Here is a 21,768-nt window from a genome sequence, read left to right as displayed (position 1 = left end):
AGGTGGAGGTCTAATTTGCTCGATTTGATATCGTAGACTTGTATAAATTGAAAACAGGACTCCCCTTTCGTGAGAGTCCTGTTTTACTTTCCCAATCTATGCATCTTCCACTACAATATAAGTCGCATTCACCGGCCCATGTACACCGACAACCAAATTCATTTCAATATCCGCACTATTGCTCGGTCCTGTAATGAAGCTTACGCATGATGAGACAGGATTCCCTGACTGTTCCTGTTCATGAATAACGCGCGCCACCTGTGTCATTCTTGGCACAAGCGTACTTTTCGGAACGATGGCGATAAAGGTTTCCGGAAGAAGGCTGATCGATCTTCCGTTCTGTTTGTCATTGAAAAGGGTCACAGTTCCAGATTCCGCCAGAGTGATATCACTGAAAACGACCCCGACGCCGGCCTCCTCGGCAAAGTTGACATCCCCCTCCTGTTCATTCCAAATACGAATTTCATAGCCTTGCTTCCCCAGTTCCTTATAATTGTTGAGTAAATCATATTCTTTCAACCGGGGTCCACCGGAGCTGATGACTTTCCTGGAACCATTAAAGGATTCGAGTACGTTTTGTAAGGCGGTTCCAAGATCTGCTTTTGTTGTCCGTTCAACGTGAGTATGGATCACATCACATTGGGCTTCCAACTTTTCGATGAGCTCTTCCTGACTCGCTCCTTGAAAAACACGGTCCTGCGGTTGAACGGAATACGTAGCGGCCTCCACGGTTGTACGCCTTTCCCGGCCGAGGTTTTCGGCGACCCGATCCAAAAAGGATGTCCGGTTATAAATCGTCATCCTTCTTCTCTCCTTTTTTCCCGCTGTTTGTACCATTCCCGGAAGTTCTTGCGTGCGGGGGCAGGAAAATCCCTGCTGTCGGTCCACCCTTTCAACGGACCTGGACCCCTTTCGATCTGTTCACCTTTCGTCCACGGTTTCATTGCAGTCCTGGCCATTTTTGTACTCATCTTGTAGGCAGCAGGCGTCGACGCCCATTGGGCAAACCCTCTCATCATCCATTCTTCTGACTTCGCCCCCATTTGTTCCTGCTCAACGATGATTTCACGGTGTCTGATCAAGTGTTCATGGAGCGGAATTTTCACAGGACATGCCTCTGTACACGCCGCACACAAGGAAGATGCGTAAGGAAGATCTTTATGGTCTTCATACCCATCCAGGAGCGGGGTCAAGACGGCTCCAATCGGACCTGGATAAATGGAACCATAAGAGTGGCCTCCGACGTGACGATACACAGGGCAGGCATTGATACAGGCGGCACAACGGATACAATGCAGCGTCGACTGAAATTCTGTGCCCAATATTTTTGAACGACCGTTATCGACAATGACGAGATGGAAATCCTCCGGCCCATCCGTTTCGCCCTCTAAACGAGTTCCTGTGAGCGCCGTGATGTAGCTCGTCAATTTCTGTCCAACAGCGGCTCTCGTAAGTAAACTCACCATAACTTCCAGCTCTTCCCACGTAGGAACGACACGCTCCATCCCCATGACAGCAATATGGGTCTCAGGAAGAGCGGTTACCATGCGGGCGTTTCCTTCATTCGTTACAAGCGTGACGGCACCGGATTCAGCGACCGCGAAATTACAGCCTGTGACCCCGACATCCGCTTCCAGAAAATCTTTCCGAAGCTGTTCACGGGCAAAGGCAGCTAGCTCCTCGGGCTGATCCGTTTTCGTATACCCTTTTTTATTGGCGAATGTTTCCCGAATCTGTTCTTTATTTTTATGAAGAGCGGGGGTGACGATATGGGACGGGGGATCCTCATCAAGCTGCAGAATCCACTCCCCTAAGTCCGACTCTACGACTTCACACCCGCTTTTTTCCAATGCTTCATTCAAGCCGATCTCTTCCGTGACCATTGACTTCGATTTCACCACTTTGCGCGCCTGCTTTTTTTTGGCGACTTGCTGAACGTAAGCGTTCGCTTCCTCAGCCGTTTCCGCAAAAAATACGGTTCCCCCGCGTTTTTCGACTTGTACGCTGAGCTGGTGCAAATAATAGTCCAGATTCTCCAAGGTGTGATGGCGGATTTCTTCCCCGAGCGTCCGCCAATCTTCCCAGTCCCCGAGTTCTTCGGCCGCTTTCAGACGCCCACTTCGAAAGCGCCCCTGCGCTGAAGATACGGCTTGCCTCATAAAATTGTTTTCGATTCCGGCCTGAATCCTATCAGCATACGGCTTATCGCCAATCTTAATTCCCATGTGACCTCCCCTTCCTTATTGGCTGTTCAACACTTGAGCAATATGAAGCACTGTTACGTCTTGTTTGTTGCGGCGCATACAGCCTCCCATGTTCATCAGGCAGCCCATGTCTCCGCCGATCAGGTAATCCGCCCCGGTCTCTTCGACATGCTCCGCTTTTTCTTTTACCATCTGTCCACTCACGGCGGCATTTTTCACCGCGAACGTTCCTCCGAATCCACAGCAGTCCTCTTTCAGCGGCAGCTCAATCAGCTCCAGACCTTCCACATTTTCCAGCAAAATTCTCGGGGCATCTTTCACTCCTAACAAACGTGTCATATGACAGGACGGATGATAGGTAGCCGTCCCTTGAAACGTTGATTTCACATCTTCCACATGTAGAACGTCTACTAAAAACTGGGTCAGTTCATACGTCTTTCCAGCCACAGTCTCTGCCCGTTCTCTCCACTCGGGTTCGTCTTTCAGTGCATGAGGATACTCTTTGATCATTTGCACACAGGACCCGGAAGGACCGACAACATAAGCGGAGGCTTCAAAGGTTTTAATCATTTGTTTCATGGCTCGGATGGATTCTTGTTTATACCCGCTATTGAAAGCCGGTTGCCCGCAGCAGGTTTGATTTTCAGGAAAATCCACGTCACACCCGAAACGCTCGAGCAGTTGGACCGCATCTTTCCCGACGTCCGGGGTGAACGTATCACACAGGCAAGTGATAAATAAGGAAACTTTCATGATTGTGTCTGTCCTCCTTATTGAATTACTTAAAAAAGACCGGGTGTTTTAGAAACCCGATCTCTCCAATTCTTTTAAAAAACGTTCACCGCAATCTTCGTAAGTCAAACAAAGATCGTGCCGTTTATCCGGCTCTGTTCTCATTGATTCTTCATGTACTCAAGAACGGCCAAATCGATAAGACCGTGTGACTGCTCCCGGTTTTCAAAATTCTCTGTATGGAGATACGTTGTAAAAGCTTCATAAAATACATCATCAGACACATCCTCCGATTGCACATACCCCAGGCGCAGCAAGTGGGTGGCCACCTCTTGCTTCACTTTTCCTTCCAATTTCACGACCTGACCTGGATGGGATGCGGCGAAATACAATTGATGCAGGTGGTAGATACGTTCGAGCTCTTCAATCGGCTCAGGGTGGTCATCCACACGGAGATCGACCGCTACATCACTGAGGCCTCCGTAACCCGCTTTGTCTTTGACGACTAGCAGGGCGGCCGATTGTTTCCCACGACTGTCGCCACCTGCACGCTGAGCAGCTTTTATGGCTTCCAACAAACGATCAGCCAGAGGGCCATCTGCTGTTTCATACGCATTCCTCATATCAGTGACAGTTTCTTCATTTACTAAAATGTTGCCTTGGACTGCGTAAGACATTCCTGCCTCACCGCCCGCCCACTGATAACAGTCCGTTCCAGTGAACGTTGCACCTTTTCCTTGATGATCGACGATGCCGACTTGCCGATCTTCTTTTTGGGGATCGTCTTTCGTCAACAGACGGATCACCTCATCTGCTGAAAAACCTTCCTCAAGCAATCGCAAACCCTCGGGACCATACTGAGGATTCCCCATGGCCTGTGTAGCAATGGCACCGACTCCCGCTTTCGCCCATGGAACGATCGCCCCCACACCTAAGAACTTCGACTGGACGGCGACCCCCCATTCTCCTGTTTCAGGATCATGAGCACAAATAGAAAATGTCGCAATGGTTTTTGACTTCATTTCATTCCCTCCCTGTCTACATAGATTTCGGGAAAAAGAGACAATATCCTTCACCCCACTGGACGATCGATGCTCTATAGACGAACAATTTATAGTTTAAACTTTGCCTGTCCGGGTAAATTTCATACCGTAGCAGCTATTAAATAAAGAGAAAGGGAGAGAGATTAGATGAAACCGACTGTCCGTGAATACACCAATGACGAAAAGCTTATGGAAGACGTTAAACGATTGAAGGACGAAGGTATCGACCACAAAGAAATCTATATCCTGTCCCATGACGATGACCGTACCGACCGAATCGCTAAGAACGTTAATGCGAATACAATCGGACTTTCCGAACAGGATTTAAAAAATGTCATCAGCAATATTTTCAGTAAACAGGGCGATGAACTACGTACTAAACTTCAGGAAATTGGGCTTTCTGAAGATGAAGCTGAAGAATACGAAGAAGATATGGATGAAGGGAAAGTCCTGCTGATTGTCACGAACCCATCGAAAGCAGAAACATTATTATAAGAGAAACAAAAAAGGAGCACACCGGACGGTGTGCTCCTTTTTTCATATCAATAAGTCGTAAACCATGTCCATTTCTGCAGATAATACGTGGCATAACGAATAAATGTTAAATTGTCCTGATACTTGTTGTACTCTGCAGTATAATGTCCATCTTCGTTGTTCCAGATCCGCTGGAAATAGTCATCCACTTCTTGGAACACCTCTTCTTCCCCGTTTCCTTTAATGACCACATCCGCTTCCAGGTTCAAGTTGGCCAGATTTCGTCGTGTATAATTGGCGGAACCGGCGATTATGAGATCGTCTTCCGGGTGATCGATGTATAGCATTTTCGTATGGTACTGCTCCATATCCGTATCGTACCAGCGCAAGTTGATGTTCTCATTTCCAAGTCTCTGTAATTCGGCAGCCACAGGCAAATTCGGAATACCGGTTTTCTCATGACCGAATGCTGTCTTGTTCGGATCCATGATGATATTCACCGTAGCCCCCCGGTTAGCGGCTTCGTCTATGCTGTTCATAATTTTCTTGTCAGCCAGGTAATACATGCCGAGCCAGACCCTATCGTCCTCTCCTGCGTCAGATAGTCCATCAAGTATCGACTGATAGATCTTTCCTTCCGTGACGAACCGGGTGGATAATGGCCCTTCCTTCTCTTCCCATTCGATATCTTCATAATCTGGGAATTCATCTCCTCCGGAATAGCGGACGACGGCTTCCTCCGCTTCCAGGATATCTTTGATGATCGGCCCCGTCATCTTGAAGGCCACATTCTCGTGATAACCGCTTGCATCATGAGGATTTGCCGTCGAAACGATAGCCGCTTTTTCTGTGGCCAACAATTTCCGGTGGTTCGCTTTAATATTCAACAATTTCATGTAGGAACGAAGGGTCACTTTTGGTGCTTCTTTTGCAAGAGGGTTGCTAATCCAGCCGTCATCACCTGTTCCCATCCAGGAAAACAACAACCGCCATACGCTTGAATACAAGGGATTTGAATCTCTCAACCGGTTCAAATCCGTCAACACAACTTCCACACCGCCTTCTTCCAGACGTTTAATGGTTTCCGACTCATATGATCCGTAAACCGTATTGATCTGATCGGTTATGAAAACGACCTTCAAATCAGGGACCTCTTCTTTCCTCTCTAACACAGCATCCACCAATTCACTTGAAATCGGAGGAAACTCCACTTTTCCATTGGTATATCCATTAAATAAAAACATGTCCGCAACGATGAATTCATCTGCTTCTGCAATCGTCTGGTTGATCTCTTCAAATATTTGAAGATCATGGACCGTTTCACCGGCTTCATTTTCATAAGTAAGATCCCGATAAAATTCAATATCTTCCATCTGGTGCTCTTCGCCTTCATAGGCAATCCCATCAGGCAGGGTCTTCCATGAGGTGTGGTAGGCAATCGTTAGACTAAGAACAATAAGAATAAAGACAACGATCCAAAACCACTTTCGTTTACCTAATCGTTTTAAACGCTTCATAAGAGGCCTCCTAAACTAGAGTGCTCCTCTTATTTTCACTTCTATGGCAGGTTTCAAACCCCGATTCGACAAAAACATGATTAGGATTCCACCATTTAATCAAATGCGAGGGTCGATATTGAACATATCCCTGTATAACCAATTTCGTCCGTCTCCCTTTTCCTATCGAACCTTCACTCCTACAACCCCCCCAGAATAAAAAAATCCCCTATGCGATCGCGAGGATCGGACAGGGGTTGTTCATCATTAATGGGTGATTAGTTTGGGACGCTTTACAAAAAGAAGACTTACGATGATGCTGCTAAGGATGAACGCTGGCAGCATATACCCGCCGTTGTAAACGAGGGAATACAACCAGACGGGCTGACCTTCCGGAGCAAATTCTCCGTAGAAGACGATTCCTGCGAAGAAGTGTCCGAAAAAGCGCAGAACACTTCCGATCAGACATCCAACGACGATCCATCCGACCAACCGACGGGACTCTTTCGATTGAATCGCCTTCCATAATGGTGCAGCCACTAATCCAGCTGTCCCGATGACAGCAAAAGCTACCACATAGTCAAGAAAAGCCTGGACGGGTGTCATGATGTAGGCGCCTGTCAATAGTTGATAAAGGCCCAGCAGCAATCCGGTCGTAACACCGCCTTTTAATCCCCAGCGGAAAGCCATGATGAACACGGGGACCATTGCGAAGGAAACAGAACCTCCCTGCGCCCATAGTTTGAATGATAAAAATGGAATAATATCCAACAATAACGCGAGTGCTGAAAAGATCGCGACCTCGACGAGGAACAATACCCGGCGATTTCTCATTTCAACATTCCTCCTTATAAAAAGACACAAAAAAAGCAACGCCAAAGAGGGAAGCTTCCTGATGGAGGAGTCCCAATTTCGCATTGCACCATCAAAAAAGCCGCCATCCCTACGCCAGTATTAACTGACAGGTTCGAAGGGTCTGAACATGACATTCACTCTCAGCCGGAAGGCTCCCCTTGAAGGCTTTAAACCGTTTACTTTTCCTGATTTGTATCTATTATAATAAATTTTCTATAAGATTACAAAGTCTTTTCTATTTCCCGGGCAATCATTTCGTATTGGTGTACATTTGAAAGAACTCCATCGTCCGTTCCAGAATCATGTCTTTATCATGATCGAGGGTAGCGACATGGTAGCTGTTTTCAAGATGGATGATTTCCTTGTGTTCAGAAAAGACCGATTCAAAAATGACTTCTGAGTTGTTAGGCGGTACGACATGGTCTTCGTCAGATACGAAAATCATGATCGGACAATGGACTTCATCCAATCGCGGTTTCACCTTTTCCATCAATTGAACAAGTTCACCGATTGACTGAACAGGTGTCCGCTCATAAGCCAGTTCCACCGTTTCAGGGTCTTTGATATCTGACCCGATCGCTTCGATAAACCGCTCTTCTGACTCTGAACTGCTTTCCAGTGCTGGAATATCGATGGCAGCGTTGATCGGGATGACTCCCGCTACATCACGGTATTCACTCGCCATATATAAAGCAAGGGTTCCTCCCATAGAAAGACCGACGACGAATATTTTCGAACACCTTTCCTTCAACCAGTCATATCCTGCTTCGACCGACTGGACCCAGTCATCATGGGTGGTCGATTCCATATCCTCCGCTGTTGTCCCGTGGCCTTTAAGGCGGGGACAATGGACAGTATAGCCAGCCCTCGCATACGTCTCTGCCAGAGGTTTCATGCTCTGTGTCGTGCCAGTAAAACCATGACATACAAGAATTCCTACCTCATTCCCCTCGAAGCGCATCTCCTCTGCTCCATCCATCACTTGTACCATTGTACCGCTCCCCTTTCGCTTCTGATTTCCCAAGAATTTTCTGCAAGACGGTCTTCTCCAGCCACTTCCATGGCACTAAACGTTTAAACCATACATTGGTGCGTACCCCTGGTCCGATTGGATAACGCAGTTTGACCAGTTCTTCTTTATCCATTAATCCTGCCATCAAATCGGATACATCCTGAGGATCACCGGGTGTTTCTTTGTTTAGAGCATCCCACAACCCTTTTATGTAAGCAGCGTATGGAGATCCGGGGTCATGTAATGTTTCCGGGATCTCGAGTCCAGTCGACCAGATATTCGTCTGATAGGAGCCGGGTTCAATCAAGACAACGTCGATGCCGAATGGCTTCACTTCGAAACGGAGACTTTCTGATAATCCTTCCAAGGCATGCTTCGAGGCTACATAGGCTGACAGCCCAGGGAAACCGATCAGACCGCTGACGCTGCTTACATTCATGATCTTTCCGCTCCTTTGTTTGCGCATCACCGGGAGCACGGCCTGCGTAACAGCAATGACGCCGAACACATTCGTCTCAAATTGATGGCGATACGTGTCAAGAGGCACTTGTTCCAGGAACCCTCCGACGGCGTACCCTGCATTGTTGACAAGCACATCCAAGCGTTCGAGTTCATTCACCTTTTCCGAAAAACTTGTTAATGACTCAGAATCAGTCACATCCAACTGCCAGACATCGATCCTGCCGCGTACAGTCTCTTCCAGGTTGTCAAAAGCAACAGCTTTATTCACATTTCTCATCGTTGCAATGACATGAAAACCTTTCTCTGCACACTTCAAAGCGGTATGAAAGCCAAAACCGCTTGATGCTCCTGTTATAAGTACCGTTTGTTCCATGTTTTGAATCCCCCTTGTGCTATTCGTTACCCCATATCATTCGATATGACACCCGCATTATCCTCCATCCTTGCTTTCGGACAGCATCCGTGTCCCTTCCCCCCTTTGATGAAGATACATAATGTATGGTTTTTGTCATATTAATGTTAGAATGGTAAAGGTTATCGACCGAAACAAATTTTTTATAGAAAGGAAGTTTCATATTTTATGAGTACGAACATGAAGCTTCAGGCGCTTACCCCGTCCTATGACCCTTGGGAAGCGTATATGGATGTGGAAGAACACGGAAAAATGACGTTATCCAATATTGAATTTACGACGACGACACTTTGCAATATGCGATGTGAACATTGTGCTGTCGGCTATACCTTAGGAGCCAAGGACCCGGAAGCTCTCCCCATGGACCTGATCAGAAAGCGGTTGGACGAGATTCCCCACTTGCGGACGCTCAGCATTACAGGTGGAGAGCCCATGATGTCTAAAAAATCGGTGGAAAACTATGTCCTGCCTTTATTGAAATATGCCCATGAACGTGGGGTCCGTACCCAAATCAACTCGAATTTGACGCTTCCATACGAGCGGTACATTCCGATCATTCCTTATTTGGATGTCTTACATATTTCCCACAACTGGGGAACGATCGAGGAATTCATCCATACCGGTTTTGCGCGTATGGAACGCAAACCTTCAGAGGAAAACCGGAAAAAATTCTTCGACCGGATGGTGGAGAACTCTCAGCGGTTGTCCGATGAGGGTGTGATGGTATCGGCAGAGACAATGTTGAATAGACGGACGTTCCCATACCTTGAATCGATCCATGATCACGTCAAAGAAATGAAATGTGCCCGACATGAGATTCACCCGATGTACCCCGTGGATTTTGCCAGCAGTCTGGAAACCCTCAGCCTGGAACAAATGCGTGATGGAATCAACCGTCTGCTCGATCATCGGGATGAGGATATGTGGATGCTGTTCGGTACCCTGCCGTACTATCCTTGCAGTTCCTCACAGGACGACCTTAACATGCTGGAGCGTCTCTATCGTGAAAAAAATGTGACGGTAAGAAACGACCCGGACGGACGTTCCCGTTTGAACGTCAACATTTTCTCTGGAGATATCATCGTCACTGACTTCGGCGACGAACCAGGGCTCGGCAATATCCAGAACACGAACTTGGAAGATGCCTATAAGAACTGGATGGCTACGGATACGGCTAAAAGTTTGAACTGTCACTGTCCGGCCGTCAAATGCCTTGGCCCTAACGTACTCGTGAAGAACACGTACTACGAGGGTGTGGATTTTCAGGAACGAAAAACGAACATTACGTTGTAAGTCAGAAAGGATGCCGTTGCAATGCCGACTGTAAACCATTCAGATGGAACGATCATCTACAAGGTGATCCATCAGGACGTCGCTTTCATCAAAATCTATATCGATGATTTAAATGGAATCGTCGTGACCGCTTCCCCTCAAAAGGAAGCAGCGAAAGTCCATGCGTTCGTTGAAAAAAAGGCAGATTGGATTTTTGAACGATGGCAAGCGACCCATGATGATTTATATGGAATCGACCACCTTTCACCATCAAAGCAAGAGAAAATTACGTACCTTGGACGTTCCTATCGTTTGAAAGTTGAAAAGGCTGATGCGCCTTCTTTCGCCTTTCAACAAGGGACCTTCCGCTTCAGCTTCCCCAGTGATTGGACGGAAGAGGAAACGGCAGAAGTGCTACGAAAGGAAGCCGCTCGTTGGCTCTATAACAAAGCGCGCGAGAAGTTCCCTACCCTATCAGAAGGAACGGTTAAGGTCGAAGAAGACAATTGCCGCCTCGGATTCAAGGAAGCAGAGGCCATCCAACTCAATTGGAGGCTCATTCAAAGACCGAAAGCAAAATTAAAAGAGACCCTTGAACATCTTCATTTGGAGTACACCTTTTAAACAGGAGGGTCTCGCACGTCATTTATAAACTCTCCATTTTCAAAAAGGCTCTGTTAAAATTTAGTGTTGCTATTACTGCAAATAAGGAACCTCCAATTTTATGGAAGTTCCTTTTTTATATTTGGCTTCTTCTACTAAAGCTCCCGTTTGTGGAAGACTCAGCTTCGAGATGTTTGTGTGATTCTAGGGGGCTCCGGGAAAAGGTTCGCTTTCCATGGGGCGGGCGGTGAGCCTCCTCAGGCTACGCCTTCCGGGGTCTCACCTGTCCCACACGTCCCATAGGAGTCTCACCGTTTCCCTCCGCCCCCTTCCCTTATAAGTGTCTCGAAGCCACTTTAAAAAGGGTGAGCTTGAATGGTTGAGGTTCGAACATCTGTATGGATTCGTAAGTTTCCAATTCTTCTCTCCTAGGCGGGCAGATCATACGTAGTATCAAGCATTTGCGTATGCTAAACGTTCATGGGGTAGAGATGATATCATTCCCTTCTCTTAACCATACAAGCTGATTTTTTAAGTAGTGGTTTCGAGACACTTATATGGCAAAGGGGCGGAGGGGAATGGCGAGACTCCTATCTTAAGTGTGCGGGCGCCTCGTTCAGCGGCGTATGGACTGGACTGAGCTGGAGGAGATAAAGGAAACACGAAGAACGAAGGGATTCGATGTTGACTTATCGTACAGAAGCGAGGGAAGTCTCACTAGCCGCTAGGCGCAGAAACCGGATATCTACGAGGAAGAGAGTGCTTGGTGAGACCCCGCAGGACATAGTCCGAGGAGGCTCACCGCGCTCCCGCGGAAAGCGAGTCATCCCCCGCAGCCCCTTGGCTAGATCAGGGTCTCGAAACCCCCATCATGAATCATCAGCTATTCTAGTGGGTGAGAGGATAAGGATCATACGCCCAAACCGAGGGGCTCGAACCCGGAAAGCTTGATACATAGCGTTTTATGCTTACTACAACCGGGGTAATGGAAGACCATCCAACGTTGGTTAAGGGGTTCGTTTCTCGCATGATCGAATGGGGTGGTTGGGAAGCTGCGAGACTCCCGTGGGAGAAAGGAGATCGGCGAGATCCCGCAGGGCGATAAGCCCGAGGAAGCTCGGCACTCCCCCACAGGAAAGCGAGCAGCTTCCCAGCCACCCCTGGCACTCAACACAATAACGAACCCTGAACCCTCTCGAAATCAAGTCTTCAACAATCCTGCCATTTCCGTTGATGCAAATATCAACACTGAACTTTAACAGAGCCTTCAAAAAAATCCCGGCAGGAACCACTCCTGCCGGGATTTTCTCATATGAATAATAATAGACTCAAAGCCATAACCGCCATTCCGGCAACGACCCCGTAAATGGACAAGTGTGCTTCTCCATAGCGCCTGGAGGCAGGCAGCAATTCATCTAAGGAGATGAAAACCATAATCCCTGCCACCCCTGCAAATAAGATTCCGAACATCATATCATTCAGAAACGGCATCAATAACAGATAGGCCAGGATCGCTCCCACAGGCTCGGATAAACCGCTTAGGAAAGAAAGCTTGAACGCCTTCTTCTTATCCCCCGTTGCATAATACACTGGAACAGAAACCGCGATTCCTTCCGGGATGTTATGGATCGCGATGGCTGCTGCTATCGCGATTCCGAGCCCGGGATCATTCAGCGCCGCCGTGAATGTGGCGATTCCTTCCGGGAAATTGTGAATCGCGATGGCAAGCGCTGTGAACGTTCCCATTTTCAAAAGGTCGGGATCTTGCACGGCCGTCTGCCGCTTTGACATATCCTCTACTTTTTTCACTTCATGAGGATTTCCTGATTTCGGTATGAACTTATCAATGAGAGCAATGACGAGCATCCCGCCGAAAAAAGCACCGACCGTCGCCCAATGCCCAGCTTCGTTCCCCATGGCATCCACTAAGGATTCTTGTGCTTTAAAGAAGATTTCAATCATGGATACATAAATCATCACACCCGCTGAGAATCCCAATGCAAGGGATAAAAACTTCGTATTGGTTGTTTTTGCAAAAAATGCGATCAAACTTCCGACACCGGTGGCTAATCCAGCTAATAAAGTCAGGCCGAAAGCCAATAACAAGTTTTCCATTGTACCTCTCCTTCAATTCGAACAAATTCTCTAAGCACATTGTAACGGAGGTTTTTCCTTGGAGCAACTTTTTTAGTTTCAGTTATGTTTTATGAGCCCATAAAATACGGCCGACACCTTCACCAATGATATATTCATTTTTATGGGCTCCCGTGCATAATCTATCCTTTTTTGCCCATAAAAAAACCACCTTCCTGAACGGAAAGTGGCGGTTTACGGAAGATATTGAAAGTGTGCTTCGATTCTCGCCGTCGTCTCAAGCATGCCCGGTTCAACAGGCGTTGATGCTGCTCCTAACACCTCAGCTTTCTGATAGCTTTGGACAGGAACTGAAGGTGTCGTCCCAAGCTCCATGATGCGAACCGGTTTCTCATCAAGGGCGAGCCCCATAGCGTCTGCTATCGTCCGGGCATTTGCCGAAGCCTGTGCCAGAGCTATTTTCAAAGCTTCCTGATACTGCTGATACGGATCACTGTCACTGAATGATATGTTCGATATTCTATTCGCTCCATTTGCAACAGCTGTATCCATGATATAACCGGTCTTTGCAATATCATCGATGATCACTGTCAGCGTATGGGTGACCTGATAGCCGCGAAACTCCTGTTTTCCGTCTACATAATCATACTCAGGGTAAATGAAATAATCCGACGTCTGCATCTTTTCCTCCGGGATGCCGGCTGCCATCAGTTGATTTCGGACGTCCTCCATGATGCGGGCATTTTCCTGCTGCGCCTTTTCCAAATTCTCGTCCTGGGTGACAACGCCGATGCTCACATTGGCAACATCCGGCCGCACCTGGACTTTCCCCACACCATTCACTTTCAGAAGTCTACTCTCCCCTTCGCGGCCCTGCTGCCTTTGGTACGGGTAGTACATCACACATCCCCTCCTTTTTTATTTAATGAGATAGAAATCTGAAATATGTCCTCCCTCAGGATAAGGAGAAGGACTCATACTTTTTTTTCCATTTATTGAATACATACTAAGAGGGGGTGACGGATGTGTATCGATCCTATGAAGAATATTTGAAAGACTACCAATCCTACATTGAGCATGGCTTGCCAAAAAAAGGACCGAAGAAGAAGATTCTTATCCTGGGCGCGGGGATGGCCGGCCTTGTAGCTGGTTCCCTTTTGAAAGAGGCGGGGCATGAAGTCATTATTCTGGAAGGAAATGACCGCATCGGAGGAAGGGTCCACACCATCCGAGAGCCTTTTTCAAACGAGAATTACATAGACGTGGGCGCAATGAGAATCCCCAAAAACCATGAATATGTCCAGACGTACATTCGAAAATTCGGCTTGTCCACCAATCGTTTCATCAACTCGACCCCGGATGATCTGTTAATGATCAATGGCCAGAAAATATTTCGTGCCCAATACGAAAAAGATCCTGATCTGTTAGGATTCAACCTCCTTCCAGAAGAAAGAGGAAAAACAGCCAAGCAATTGTTCCTGGACGCTGTCCAACCGTTTCTTGACTTATACAATAATAGTAACAAGCAGGAAAAGAAAGAATTGAAGGAACGCTTTTCCAACTATTCGATGGGAGAGTACCTCCGAAACAATCCCTATGGACCATCAATGTCCAACAATGCGGTCCGGATGATCAAAGTCGTCCTGGGAATCGAGGGTTTCCCTGAATTCTCCTTTCTCGATATTCTGACTGATATTACATTTCCCATTTTCAACGGGGACACTGAATTCGTGGAAATCCAGGGGGGCAATGACCGGCTGCCTCAAGCTTTCCTCCCGGAGTTGATCGATAACCTGTACTTCGATCAGAAAGTCATAAAAATCGTTCACAACCATGACCGGATGACCGTTTATACAGAAGACCAGCGTTTTAACAAAATTTCTGAATGGAGTGGGGATTACATTCTCACCACCATCCCCTTCAGTGCTTTTCAGTTCATTCACGTCTATCCATACGGCTGCATTTCTCCACGAAAATGGCAGGCCATCCGGGAAGTGATCAACGTTCCCGCTGTAAAAATCGGAATCGAATTCAAGACACGTTTTTGGGAAAAATACCGGGTCGTCAACATCGTGACCGATTTCCCCATCCGTTTTGCTTATCAGGAAAGCCACCACAAAGGCACCGAGGGACCTGGTGTACTGCTTGCAAGCTATACATGGGGGCAGAACGCCCTGTTATTCAATAGTCTGGATGATCAGGAAGCAACCAAACAAGTCCTGGAAGACCTCGCCCTTGTCTATGGAAACATCGTCTATGAACAATACAAACAGAGTGTCGTTTTCAACTGGAGTCAGAATCCATACTCCGCGGGTTGTTTCACGCTCTTCACCCCTGGCCAGAGCCGTGACCTTGAAGAGGTCATGCCGCTGCCGGAAGGGCGGATCCACTTTGCCGGCGAACAGACTTCGTCCTATCACGGCTGGATCGAAGGTGCCGTAGAATCCGGAATCCGGGCTGCTGTAGAGCTGAATGATCGGTAAATAGGAAGGTTTGTCCATGGCATTAGGTACCAGGTACCGGAAATCGACTGTCGGTACCTGGTACCAAAAGGAGCAGTCCATGGACCAGGTTTGCTGTGATCCATCTCACAATACCTCTACGAAAAACCCCTATCTACGTGAGCGTCGTAGATAGGGGTTTCTCATTCTTGCGCTTCGTCTTCCTGTTCGGTGCTAAGTTCTTCACCGGATCCGCTCCAAATCTTAACGGACTGATTCTCTTTCTTGATCGGATAGACGACTTTGTATTTCTTCATCTGCACTTCCCCGTCCACCGTTTCTTCGGCCGTAAGGAAAGCCGTCACTTCAACATGATCTCCTTGAGGGTCTGCTACAAGGTTATCGACTTTCACGCTGAGCGTATTATTATAGCCAGACCGGAACTTTTCAAAGGAAATGTCCTCCTGCCAGCTGCTGCTCAACAGGGAATAGGCGGTAACGAAGTCTCCCTGGTTGATGCTGTCATAGAAATACTGCACCATGTAGCTTGCCTGCTCTGCATCCGTCCCTGTCACCGGGGAATAAACTTCACCTGTAAGCTCCGGGAACTCCGGCAATGACCGCATTGGTGACTCACTCCACCGGCGGACCATCGGGAGGACATCTGCAACCGGGATGCTGAAGCCGATCGACTCATCATCCATCTTAGCGGAATTGATACCGATCACTTCCCCTGTTTCTCTGTCCAGGAGCGGCCCTCCGCTGTTGCCCGGGGAAATGGGGGCTGATATTTGATACAAGTTTTTATAATGGAACGGTTCGATGTCGAGCGTTCGTTCCAAGCCGCTGATTTCACCGCGGGTCACGGTGTTCTGCAGGCCGAGAGGGCTCCCAAGGGCAAGCACTTCATCCAGAAGTTCGGCTGAATCTTCTTCACGTATCGGAAGTGGATCCTTTCCTTTCAATCCAGGCACCCGAACGACGGCTACATCGATATCCCTGCTGACGCCGATCACATCACCCGGCAGTTTTTTACCATCAGAGGTGATGACGTTGACACTCTCTGTATTCGCCACCACATGAGCATTCGTTATGATATCCCCTTGATCATTATACAAAAAGCCGGAACCCACTGAGCCGTCGTCCAGCTCGATCTGGACGACCAGTTTCTGGGATTCATATATGATTTCCTGTGTTTCTTTCGGCACTTCTCCTTCATCTTCATTCTCATCAGGCGGCTCGTCTAGAACAGCAGAGACCGTGAAATCACTTTCGACTTCATCAATCATATAAAACAAACCTGCCGTTCCCCCTCCGAGAATGAGAAGAGTGGCGAGAAGACTGACGATCCAAGAACGTCTCATCTGTATCCCCCTATTCTACCAGCCACTCCATCTCAGTCATTTCGACGGAGTAATTTCCTTCTTCTAATTCATAATGTACTTTTTCAAAGGTCCCCTGATCCCCGGGGTTCATATAGTTCGGAAACACTTTCACTGATTCTGTACGGACGGCTTCTCCATTATCATCGAGAATTTCGTACTTCACAGTCACCGTACTAATGATTTGTGTCGCTACACTTTTCAGTGACCCTGTCACTTTATAATCACCAAATTCATCTTTCGTAATGGACAAATCCTCGACTTCAAGTGCCTGTGTCTGATTGCGCAGTTCATCTTTGGCTGCTTGCTGCATCGCATTTTCCAACCGTTGCTGCTCCGCTTGTTCAAAGGCGGTTTTCTCTTCTTGAATCCGCTCTTTCAACTGTATCAACTGATCATCATTGGAAACATACTGCAATCCTTGATCAATGAGGGCAATGGCATCAGCATAACGTTTTTCACCAGCGGCCGTTTCTGCCTTCTTCGTCGACTGGTTGACAATTTTTTCAAAAATTTTGTCCCGAACTTTGGATGCTTCCTCAAGGTTGAGCCCGGATAATGTATTCAGCTTAGAGGCGAGCTCATCCACATCGGTAATTTTGGAAAGTTCCTGATTGACTTCTTTCAATTTCAGTTTGGAATCCATTTCATTCATTATCGGAAAAAGCGTGATAAGGAGGCGGCTGTTCTCTTTCCTTAGGGACTCCTGAATCGCCGTCAACTTTTCATCTGCTTTTTTTAATGATCCTTCTTCGATCCACTCGCCCACCGTATCGAGCTCCTTCTGCCAGGACAAGGCTTCCTGGACAGAGCTGAGTTCTTCTTGGAGAGCTTCCTCTTCCGGCCGTCTGTCGATCGCTCCAACCAGCAATTGCTCTGCTTCCCGGTAATCTCCGTCGAGTGCTACTTTCTCCGCTTCTTCTTTCATGGCCAAAACTTCCGTGTTCACATCTTTTTGATAATCATAAACAAAATAAAGGGCTACCCCCATTACGGCCAACATGACGAAAGGCGTAATGACCGGCAACCACGATCGTACAGCCGTGCTATTATTTTCGAGTGTCCGACCTAAGCTCCTGCCACATTGTGAGCAGTAACGGGCACCATCATCCACCATATGTTTACAATGAGGACATTCGGTCATGTTCCCGTCCCCCTTTTCTATCACTTCATAATTCTGGAATCTCTTAGAATCCTCATCTATTATAGCATGTCTAAGAAGGGTTAATAAAACCCTATAGGTCCCGTTTTCATAAAAATTTCCCGCCACTCAGGATAAGCGCACGGCCCGTTCCCATTTGTCCGCATAAAATGTTATATCTTTAACCCGAGAGGAGGGTCCCTATGTCGAACAGACCCGAACAAAGCAAGCCGAACAGAAAACCCTCAAAACCGTGCTGCGGACGCAAACGTAAAGGAACGTCACGTTAAAAATAGGAGGAGCCGCCAGTAGTATGCGGCTCTTTTCAACAAGGTGACGTTTGTCACAGGAATGTAATCATTTTGTAGGTATATTGTCTTTGTATGTCAGGAAGGTGGTTGTTACAATGGGCGAAGTGAATGATTGAAAGGGGATATGCCTAATGAAAAAACGTCTTTTTTCCCTGTTCCTACTGCCTATGATCATCTTCGGACTTACCTTCCCAGCAGCTGCTGATGAAATGGACAAGCCCGCTCAAAATATTGAAACGAAATCTGTAGCACTCGATAAGAAGAAGAAAGAGCACGACCGTTTTCCAGAAGAAGAAAAAGAAGCCGTACAGGCTTCTACAGCAAAAAGTGATGTCAAACGCACCGTTTCCGTTGAAGCGACTGCTTATACCGCTTTTTGTGACGGATGCAGCGGCACAACGTATACAGGCATCGACCTGCGTGCCAACCCGAATAAAAAAGTGATTGCTGTCGATCCTGACATCATCCCGCTCGGTTCTACCGTCCGTGTACCTGGATATGGTACAGCTGTTGCCGGAGATATCGGTGGGGACATCGAAGGAAACCGTATCGATTTATTTATGGCACAGGAAAAGGATGCTTTCGATTATGGACGTCGTCAAATAGAAGTTGAAATTTTAAATTAAAGCCTATAAAAGCGCCGTTTCCTTACCAGGAAACGGCGCTTTTTTTAATCTCTGCTGAAGCGTGTCTTTTTCGCACACTTATCCAAATAAAAACTTTCCACACCACTTGTATGGAGAGCCACACCGTCTTCCAGGAACCACCATGTTCCTCTGTCGAGCTGTTTGATAATGAATTCAGATGTTTCACGCTCATCCATCTCTTCACTCAACTCGAGATCATGGGTGACGACCCTTTTGCTGTCCAGCAGGAAAATCACATGCCATTCTTTCTTCTTCGTCATTCCGATCCACTCCTTTTCCTTATGTAAGTTACTATACCTTACCCCGCTGCTTTTTAGTTTAATCACAAAATCAGAACTCATACATAGACTTTACGTTCCAACTTGGGATGTAAAGGAAGGTTTTAAGAAATCGATTGGTTCATGCCATTGGTTTATTAATCCTGTCCATTAAAGTTGTAAACCGGACATTCATCGGTCGGATTCTCTCAGAACACCAACAAAAAAGCCACGCATAAGCGTCGCTTTCGATCAGTCTTTATGTAGGGGGAGGTGCGCCAGATGTACGCCAAGAAGTTCTTCGATTTGCTTTCCCACAAACAAAGAAAAACCAGCGAGTGACATATGAGCGAACGACAGGTATAAGACATCCCTCCAATAAATTTTATAGATTGTCCTGTCTACACTGCTATTTTACCACTTGTCCACGTTGAATCGTGTTAATTCTACGTAAAGACTGAGCGTTATTCTCTTTGTACAACCATTGTATGCAGAAAGATTTACAAATAGAAGAGTCTCTTGTACAATAGCAAAAGTTCAAAATACAAAGTAAACAAATCGGATTTAGGAGGAATGAAAGAATGCAGCAACAAACCGTTCAGCAGCCGACCGCGGAAACCAACCGTTCGACGGTCCTTGCTCCGTTGGATCCGGTTCAGAAACCTTTCGTATGGATCGGTGCGATCGCTTCTCTGCTTTTATTTATAACCATTGTATCTGTTACAACGATTACTCAAGGCGTCCTTTTTTTGATCGGCCTTGCCTTCGGGCTTGTGCTTCTGCACGCCCGCTTTGGATTCACTTCAGCATTTAGACGGCTTTTGTCCGTCGGGAACGTGCAGGGGCTGCAGGCTCACATGCTGATGCTCGCTGTTGCGACGACCTTGTTTGCTATCATTTTAGCCACAGGATTCAGTTTCACAGGGAATGCTCCTCAAGGGTACGTTTTCCCAGTCGGAATCAGTGTCGTTTTCGGTTCCTTTATCTTCGGAATGGGCATGCAGCTCGGCTCCGGGTGCGCATCAGGTACCCTTTACACCGTAGGCGGAGGTAAGTCATCGATGATTCTCACATTACTTGGTTTTATCGGCGGCTCTGTTCTTGGTGCTTATCACATCGGTTTCTGGCGTGAAACACCAACCCTCCCTGCGATCTCATTAGCAGAATCTACAGGATTCGGCTATTTCGGAGGATGGCTCCTGCAACTTGCGATCTTCCTCGGCATTTACGGGATTACCGTAAAAGTGGCTAAGAAAAAGAATCCACCAAAAATGGCTCCTTTAAAGACGACCACAGGCTTGAAAAAGCTGTGGCGCGGAGCGTGGCCGCTTCTTCTTGCAGCTGTTATCCTCGGGGTATTGAATGCCATTACGCTAGCGGTACGCGGAAACCCTTGGGGCATCACATCCGCCTTTGCCTTATGGGGATCCAAATTCATTCAAATGTTCGGTGTCGATGTTGCAGGTTGGACGTATTGGTCCAACGATCCAGCCCCGCTTCATCAAACCGTGCTTGCCGACTCCACGAGTGTCATGAACTTTGGCATCATTCTCGGTGCCTTTATAGCGGCAAGTTTCCAAGGGAACTTCAAACCTGGAAAAATCAAACCAGGCATCGGTGCCGCTTCCATCATCGGCGGTGTCCTGATGGGATATGGGGCCCGTCTCGCATTCGGCTGTAACATTGGTGCCTATTTCGGGGGCATCGCCTCCTTCAGCCTACATGGCTGGGTGTGGATGATCATGGCGCTGGCAGGGACCTATCTCGCTTTATTTCTTCGCCCGATGTTCGGTATGAAAAACCCGGACCCTAAAGACTCCATCTGTTGAATGAAAGCCCTCCAGCATGCAGCTGGAGGGCTTTTTTTCCGGATTGAATGTGGAAAATAGACATTCGTCCGCTGTTTATTTTTTGAAAATGTGGTATGATAAAAGCAGATAAAGGATAAATATAAGAAAAGGACCACAGCTGGCACTGCGGTCCTCCCGGATATCAGCGCTCGAGTCAAAGGGCGCAGCCTGTTAAAATAGACTCACCCGCATTCATGTCAGAATAGGGAGTCTATTTTTTTATGCGTAAAATCGCGACTACTAAGCCGAGAACGGATACGATGAACGAACTGAACGCGATCATCACCATCAACGATTCATACATACTCAGAGGCATCACCCCCTTTGCTGTGGGGTTAGCCGACACCCTATTCAATTGGCTCGAACGCATCATCCACTTCCAATTATAGCATGTCCTGCCATGTTTACAGACAGTCTTTTTGGACTATCCCCTTTCCACAATCGCTGGCTGATTGTAAACCATTTCCTTCCGTTGTTCCGATAGGTGGAGGCTCGGGGGAGAGGATTGCTTCCCATGAGACAGGCGCTGATCCGCCTCAGGCTACGCCTAACGGGGCTCAACTTTTACCTCACCCTTTATATGAAATCGTTCGACACAGCTTCTTTTGTAAATGATGTCCTCATGTGAAAGGCTCTGAATCCGGTTTATAACTATTAACTATAACCTTTAACAGAGCTTTACTTATAATAACTTCGCAACAAACTTACGGTTACGTGGTCCATCGAATTCACAGAAATAAAGCCCCTGCCATGTTCCCAGAACCAGCTTTCCATCTTCCACAATCAAAGTCTGAGCATGTCCGACCGTACTCGTTTTCATGTGAGCGGCGGTGTTTCCTTCGGCATGACGATCCTCCGGGTGATCCCACGGATACACTTCCCGGAAACGGCGGAGCATATCGGTCTTCACATCAGGATCGGCGTTCTCATTCACTGTCAGCCCTGCAGTCGTATGCATCGACTGGACGACGATGACACCGTCCCGCACCCCTTCTTCACGGACCCAGTCCTGGACCTCGCTGGTCACATCAATCATTTGATCATGATGATTCGTTTTCACATGGAATGTTTTCAACATGG

General features: G+C 47.4%; 21 protein-coding genes and 1 riboswitch. Of the genes, 6 read left to right on the top strand and 15 right to left on the bottom strand.

Annotated elements, in window-relative coordinates:
- Positions 1-96 precede the first annotated feature (96 nt).
- From ACXADE_RS07800 to ACXADE_RS07785, 4 genes are all read right to left on the bottom strand, one after another.
- Entirely contained in the window at positions 97-801 is a 705-nt protein-coding gene (locus tag ACXADE_RS07800; protein ID WP_474979913.1) for a LutC/YkgG family protein, read from the bottom strand.
- Positions 798-2,225 carry a LutB/LldF family L-lactate oxidation iron-sulfur protein gene (locus ACXADE_RS07795; RefSeq protein WP_474979912.1) on the bottom strand — a complete coding sequence of 476 codons (1,428 nt, stop codon included), beginning with the start codon at positions 2,223-2,225 and terminating at the stop codon, positions 798-800. Before ACXADE_RS07795 ends, ACXADE_RS07800 begins: the two co-directional genes overlap by 4 nt.
- Before the next feature lie 15 nt (positions 2,226-2,240).
- A complete protein-coding gene (locus ACXADE_RS07790; RefSeq protein ID WP_474979911.1) occupies positions 2,241-2,957 on the bottom strand; it encodes a (Fe-S)-binding protein in 717 nt (238 codons plus the stop codon).
- A 140-nt stretch (positions 2,958-3,097) separates the two neighbouring features.
- The gene (locus ACXADE_RS07785; protein ID WP_474979910.1) at positions 3,098-3,958 is read right to left on the bottom strand and encodes a DUF1028 domain-containing protein; all 861 of its coding nucleotides are present in this window, start codon (positions 3,956-3,958) and stop codon (positions 3,098-3,100) included.
- A 168-nt stretch (positions 3,959-4,126) separates the two neighbouring features.
- On the opposite strand from ACXADE_RS07785, the gene ACXADE_RS07780 reads away from it, so the two are divergent.
- Positions 4,127-4,474 (top strand): YflT domain-containing protein, encoded by a 348-nt coding sequence (locus ACXADE_RS07780; RefSeq protein ID WP_474979909.1) that lies wholly within the window; start codon positions 4,127-4,129, stop codon positions 4,472-4,474.
- Positions 4,475-4,521: 47 nt separating this feature from the next.
- Here ACXADE_RS07780 and ACXADE_RS07775 read toward each other — a convergent pair whose 3' ends face one another.
- The 4 genes from ACXADE_RS07775 to ACXADE_RS07760 all read right to left on the bottom strand — a co-directional run bounded on the left by ACXADE_RS07775 (position 4,522) and on the right by ACXADE_RS07760 (position 8,651).
- On the bottom strand, positions 4,522-5,970 hold the full coding sequence (locus ACXADE_RS07775; protein ID WP_474979908.1) for a phospholipase D family protein: 1,449 nt from the start codon (positions 5,968-5,970) through the stop codon (positions 4,522-4,524).
- A 246-nt stretch (positions 5,971-6,216) separates the two neighbouring features.
- Positions 6,217-6,783: an energy-coupled thiamine transporter ThiT gene (thiT, locus tag ACXADE_RS07770; RefSeq protein WP_474979907.1), complete on the bottom strand. Its 567-nt coding sequence runs from the start codon at positions 6,781-6,783 to the stop codon at positions 6,217-6,219.
- Positions 6,784-6,872: 89 nt separating this feature from the next.
- Positions 6,873-6,973: riboswitch (TPP riboswitch) on the bottom strand.
- A gap of 81 nt (positions 6,974-7,054) precedes the next feature.
- Complete coding sequence (locus ACXADE_RS07765; RefSeq protein ID WP_474979906.1) at positions 7,055-7,795, bottom strand: alpha/beta hydrolase; 741 nt, start codon at positions 7,793-7,795, stop codon at positions 7,055-7,057.
- On the bottom strand, positions 7,746-8,651 hold the full coding sequence (locus tag ACXADE_RS07760) for an SDR family oxidoreductase (RefSeq protein WP_474979905.1): 906 nt from the start codon (positions 8,649-8,651) through the stop codon (positions 7,746-7,748). The genes ACXADE_RS07765 and ACXADE_RS07760 overlap by 50 nt, the downstream gene beginning before the upstream one ends.
- A gap of 207 nt (positions 8,652-8,858) precedes the next feature.
- On the opposite strand from ACXADE_RS07760, the gene yfkAB reads away from it, so the two are divergent.
- Both yfkAB and ACXADE_RS07750 read left to right on the top strand, forming a co-directional pair.
- Complete coding sequence (gene yfkAB, locus ACXADE_RS07755; RefSeq protein WP_474979904.1) at positions 8,859-9,983, top strand: radical SAM/CxCxxxxC motif protein YfkAB; 1,125 nt, start codon at positions 8,859-8,861, stop codon at positions 9,981-9,983.
- A gap of 21 nt (positions 9,984-10,004) precedes the next feature.
- Positions 10,005-10,586, top strand: a complete 582-nt coding sequence (locus tag ACXADE_RS07750; RefSeq protein WP_474979903.1) for a YgjP-like metallopeptidase domain-containing protein — start codon at positions 10,005-10,007, stop codon at positions 10,584-10,586.
- 1,287 nt (positions 10,587-11,873) lie between these two features.
- Here ACXADE_RS07750 and zupT read toward each other — a convergent pair.
- Both zupT and ACXADE_RS07740 read right to left on the bottom strand, forming a co-directional pair.
- A complete protein-coding gene (gene zupT / locus ACXADE_RS07745; RefSeq protein ID WP_474979902.1) occupies positions 11,874-12,680 on the bottom strand; it encodes a zinc transporter ZupT in 807 nt (268 codons plus the stop codon).
- Positions 12,681-12,893: 213 nt separating this feature from the next.
- Positions 12,894-13,559, bottom strand: a complete 666-nt coding sequence (locus ACXADE_RS07740; protein WP_474979901.1) for an SIMPL domain-containing protein — start codon at positions 13,557-13,559, stop codon at positions 12,894-12,896.
- A 125-nt stretch (positions 13,560-13,684) separates the two neighbouring features.
- On the opposite strand from ACXADE_RS07740, the gene ACXADE_RS07735 reads away from it, so the two are divergent.
- Positions 13,685-15,142 (top strand): flavin monoamine oxidase family protein, encoded by a 1,458-nt coding sequence (locus tag ACXADE_RS07735; RefSeq protein WP_474979900.1) that lies wholly within the window; start codon positions 13,685-13,687, stop codon positions 15,140-15,142.
- 161 nt (positions 15,143-15,303) lie between these two features.
- On the opposite strand, the gene ACXADE_RS07730 is transcribed toward ACXADE_RS07735, so the two are convergent.
- Both ACXADE_RS07730 and ACXADE_RS07725 read right to left on the bottom strand, forming a co-directional pair.
- Positions 15,304-16,464: a S1C family serine protease gene (locus ACXADE_RS07730; RefSeq protein WP_474979899.1), complete on the bottom strand. Its 1,161-nt coding sequence runs from the start codon at positions 16,462-16,464 to the stop codon at positions 15,304-15,306.
- 10 nt (positions 16,465-16,474) lie between these two features.
- Positions 16,475-17,626 (bottom strand): zinc ribbon domain-containing protein, encoded by a 1,152-nt coding sequence (locus ACXADE_RS07725; RefSeq protein WP_474979898.1) that lies wholly within the window; start codon positions 17,624-17,626, stop codon positions 16,475-16,477.
- A 439-nt stretch (positions 17,627-18,065) separates the two neighbouring features.
- On the opposite strand from ACXADE_RS07725, the gene ACXADE_RS07720 reads away from it, so the two are divergent.
- On the top strand, positions 18,066-18,560 hold the full coding sequence (locus tag ACXADE_RS07720) for a 3D domain-containing protein (RefSeq protein ID WP_474979897.1): 495 nt from the start codon (positions 18,066-18,068) through the stop codon (positions 18,558-18,560).
- 44 nt (positions 18,561-18,604) lie between these two features.
- On the opposite strand, the gene ACXADE_RS07715 is transcribed toward ACXADE_RS07720, so the two are convergent.
- The gene (locus tag ACXADE_RS07715) at positions 18,605-18,841 is read right to left on the bottom strand and encodes a hypothetical protein (RefSeq protein WP_474979896.1); all 237 of its coding nucleotides are present in this window, start codon (positions 18,839-18,841) and stop codon (positions 18,605-18,607) included.
- Positions 18,842-19,419: 578 nt separating this feature from the next.
- Between ACXADE_RS07715 and ACXADE_RS07710 the strand changes: the two genes are divergently transcribed.
- Positions 19,420-20,667, top strand: a complete 1,248-nt coding sequence (locus ACXADE_RS07710; protein WP_474979895.1) for a YeeE/YedE family protein — start codon at positions 19,420-19,422, stop codon at positions 20,665-20,667.
- 232 nt (positions 20,668-20,899) lie between these two features.
- Here ACXADE_RS07710 and ACXADE_RS07705 read toward each other — a convergent pair whose 3' ends face one another.
- Complete coding sequence (locus ACXADE_RS07705) at positions 20,900-20,971, bottom strand: putative holin-like toxin (protein ID WP_370551098.1); 72 nt, start codon at positions 20,969-20,971, stop codon at positions 20,900-20,902.
- Positions 20,972-21,370: 399 nt separating this feature from the next.
- Entirely contained in the window at positions 21,371-21,766 is a 396-nt protein-coding gene (locus tag ACXADE_RS07700) for a secondary thiamine-phosphate synthase enzyme YjbQ (protein ID WP_474979894.1), read from the bottom strand.
- Between the last annotated feature and the right edge of the window lie 2 nt (positions 21,767-21,768).

Source organism: Halobacillus sp. ABR2_026, from assembly GCF_056158545.1.
The sequence above is the reverse complement of the archived record's forward strand: the minus strand, read 5'-3'. Positions and strand labels throughout refer to the sequence as shown.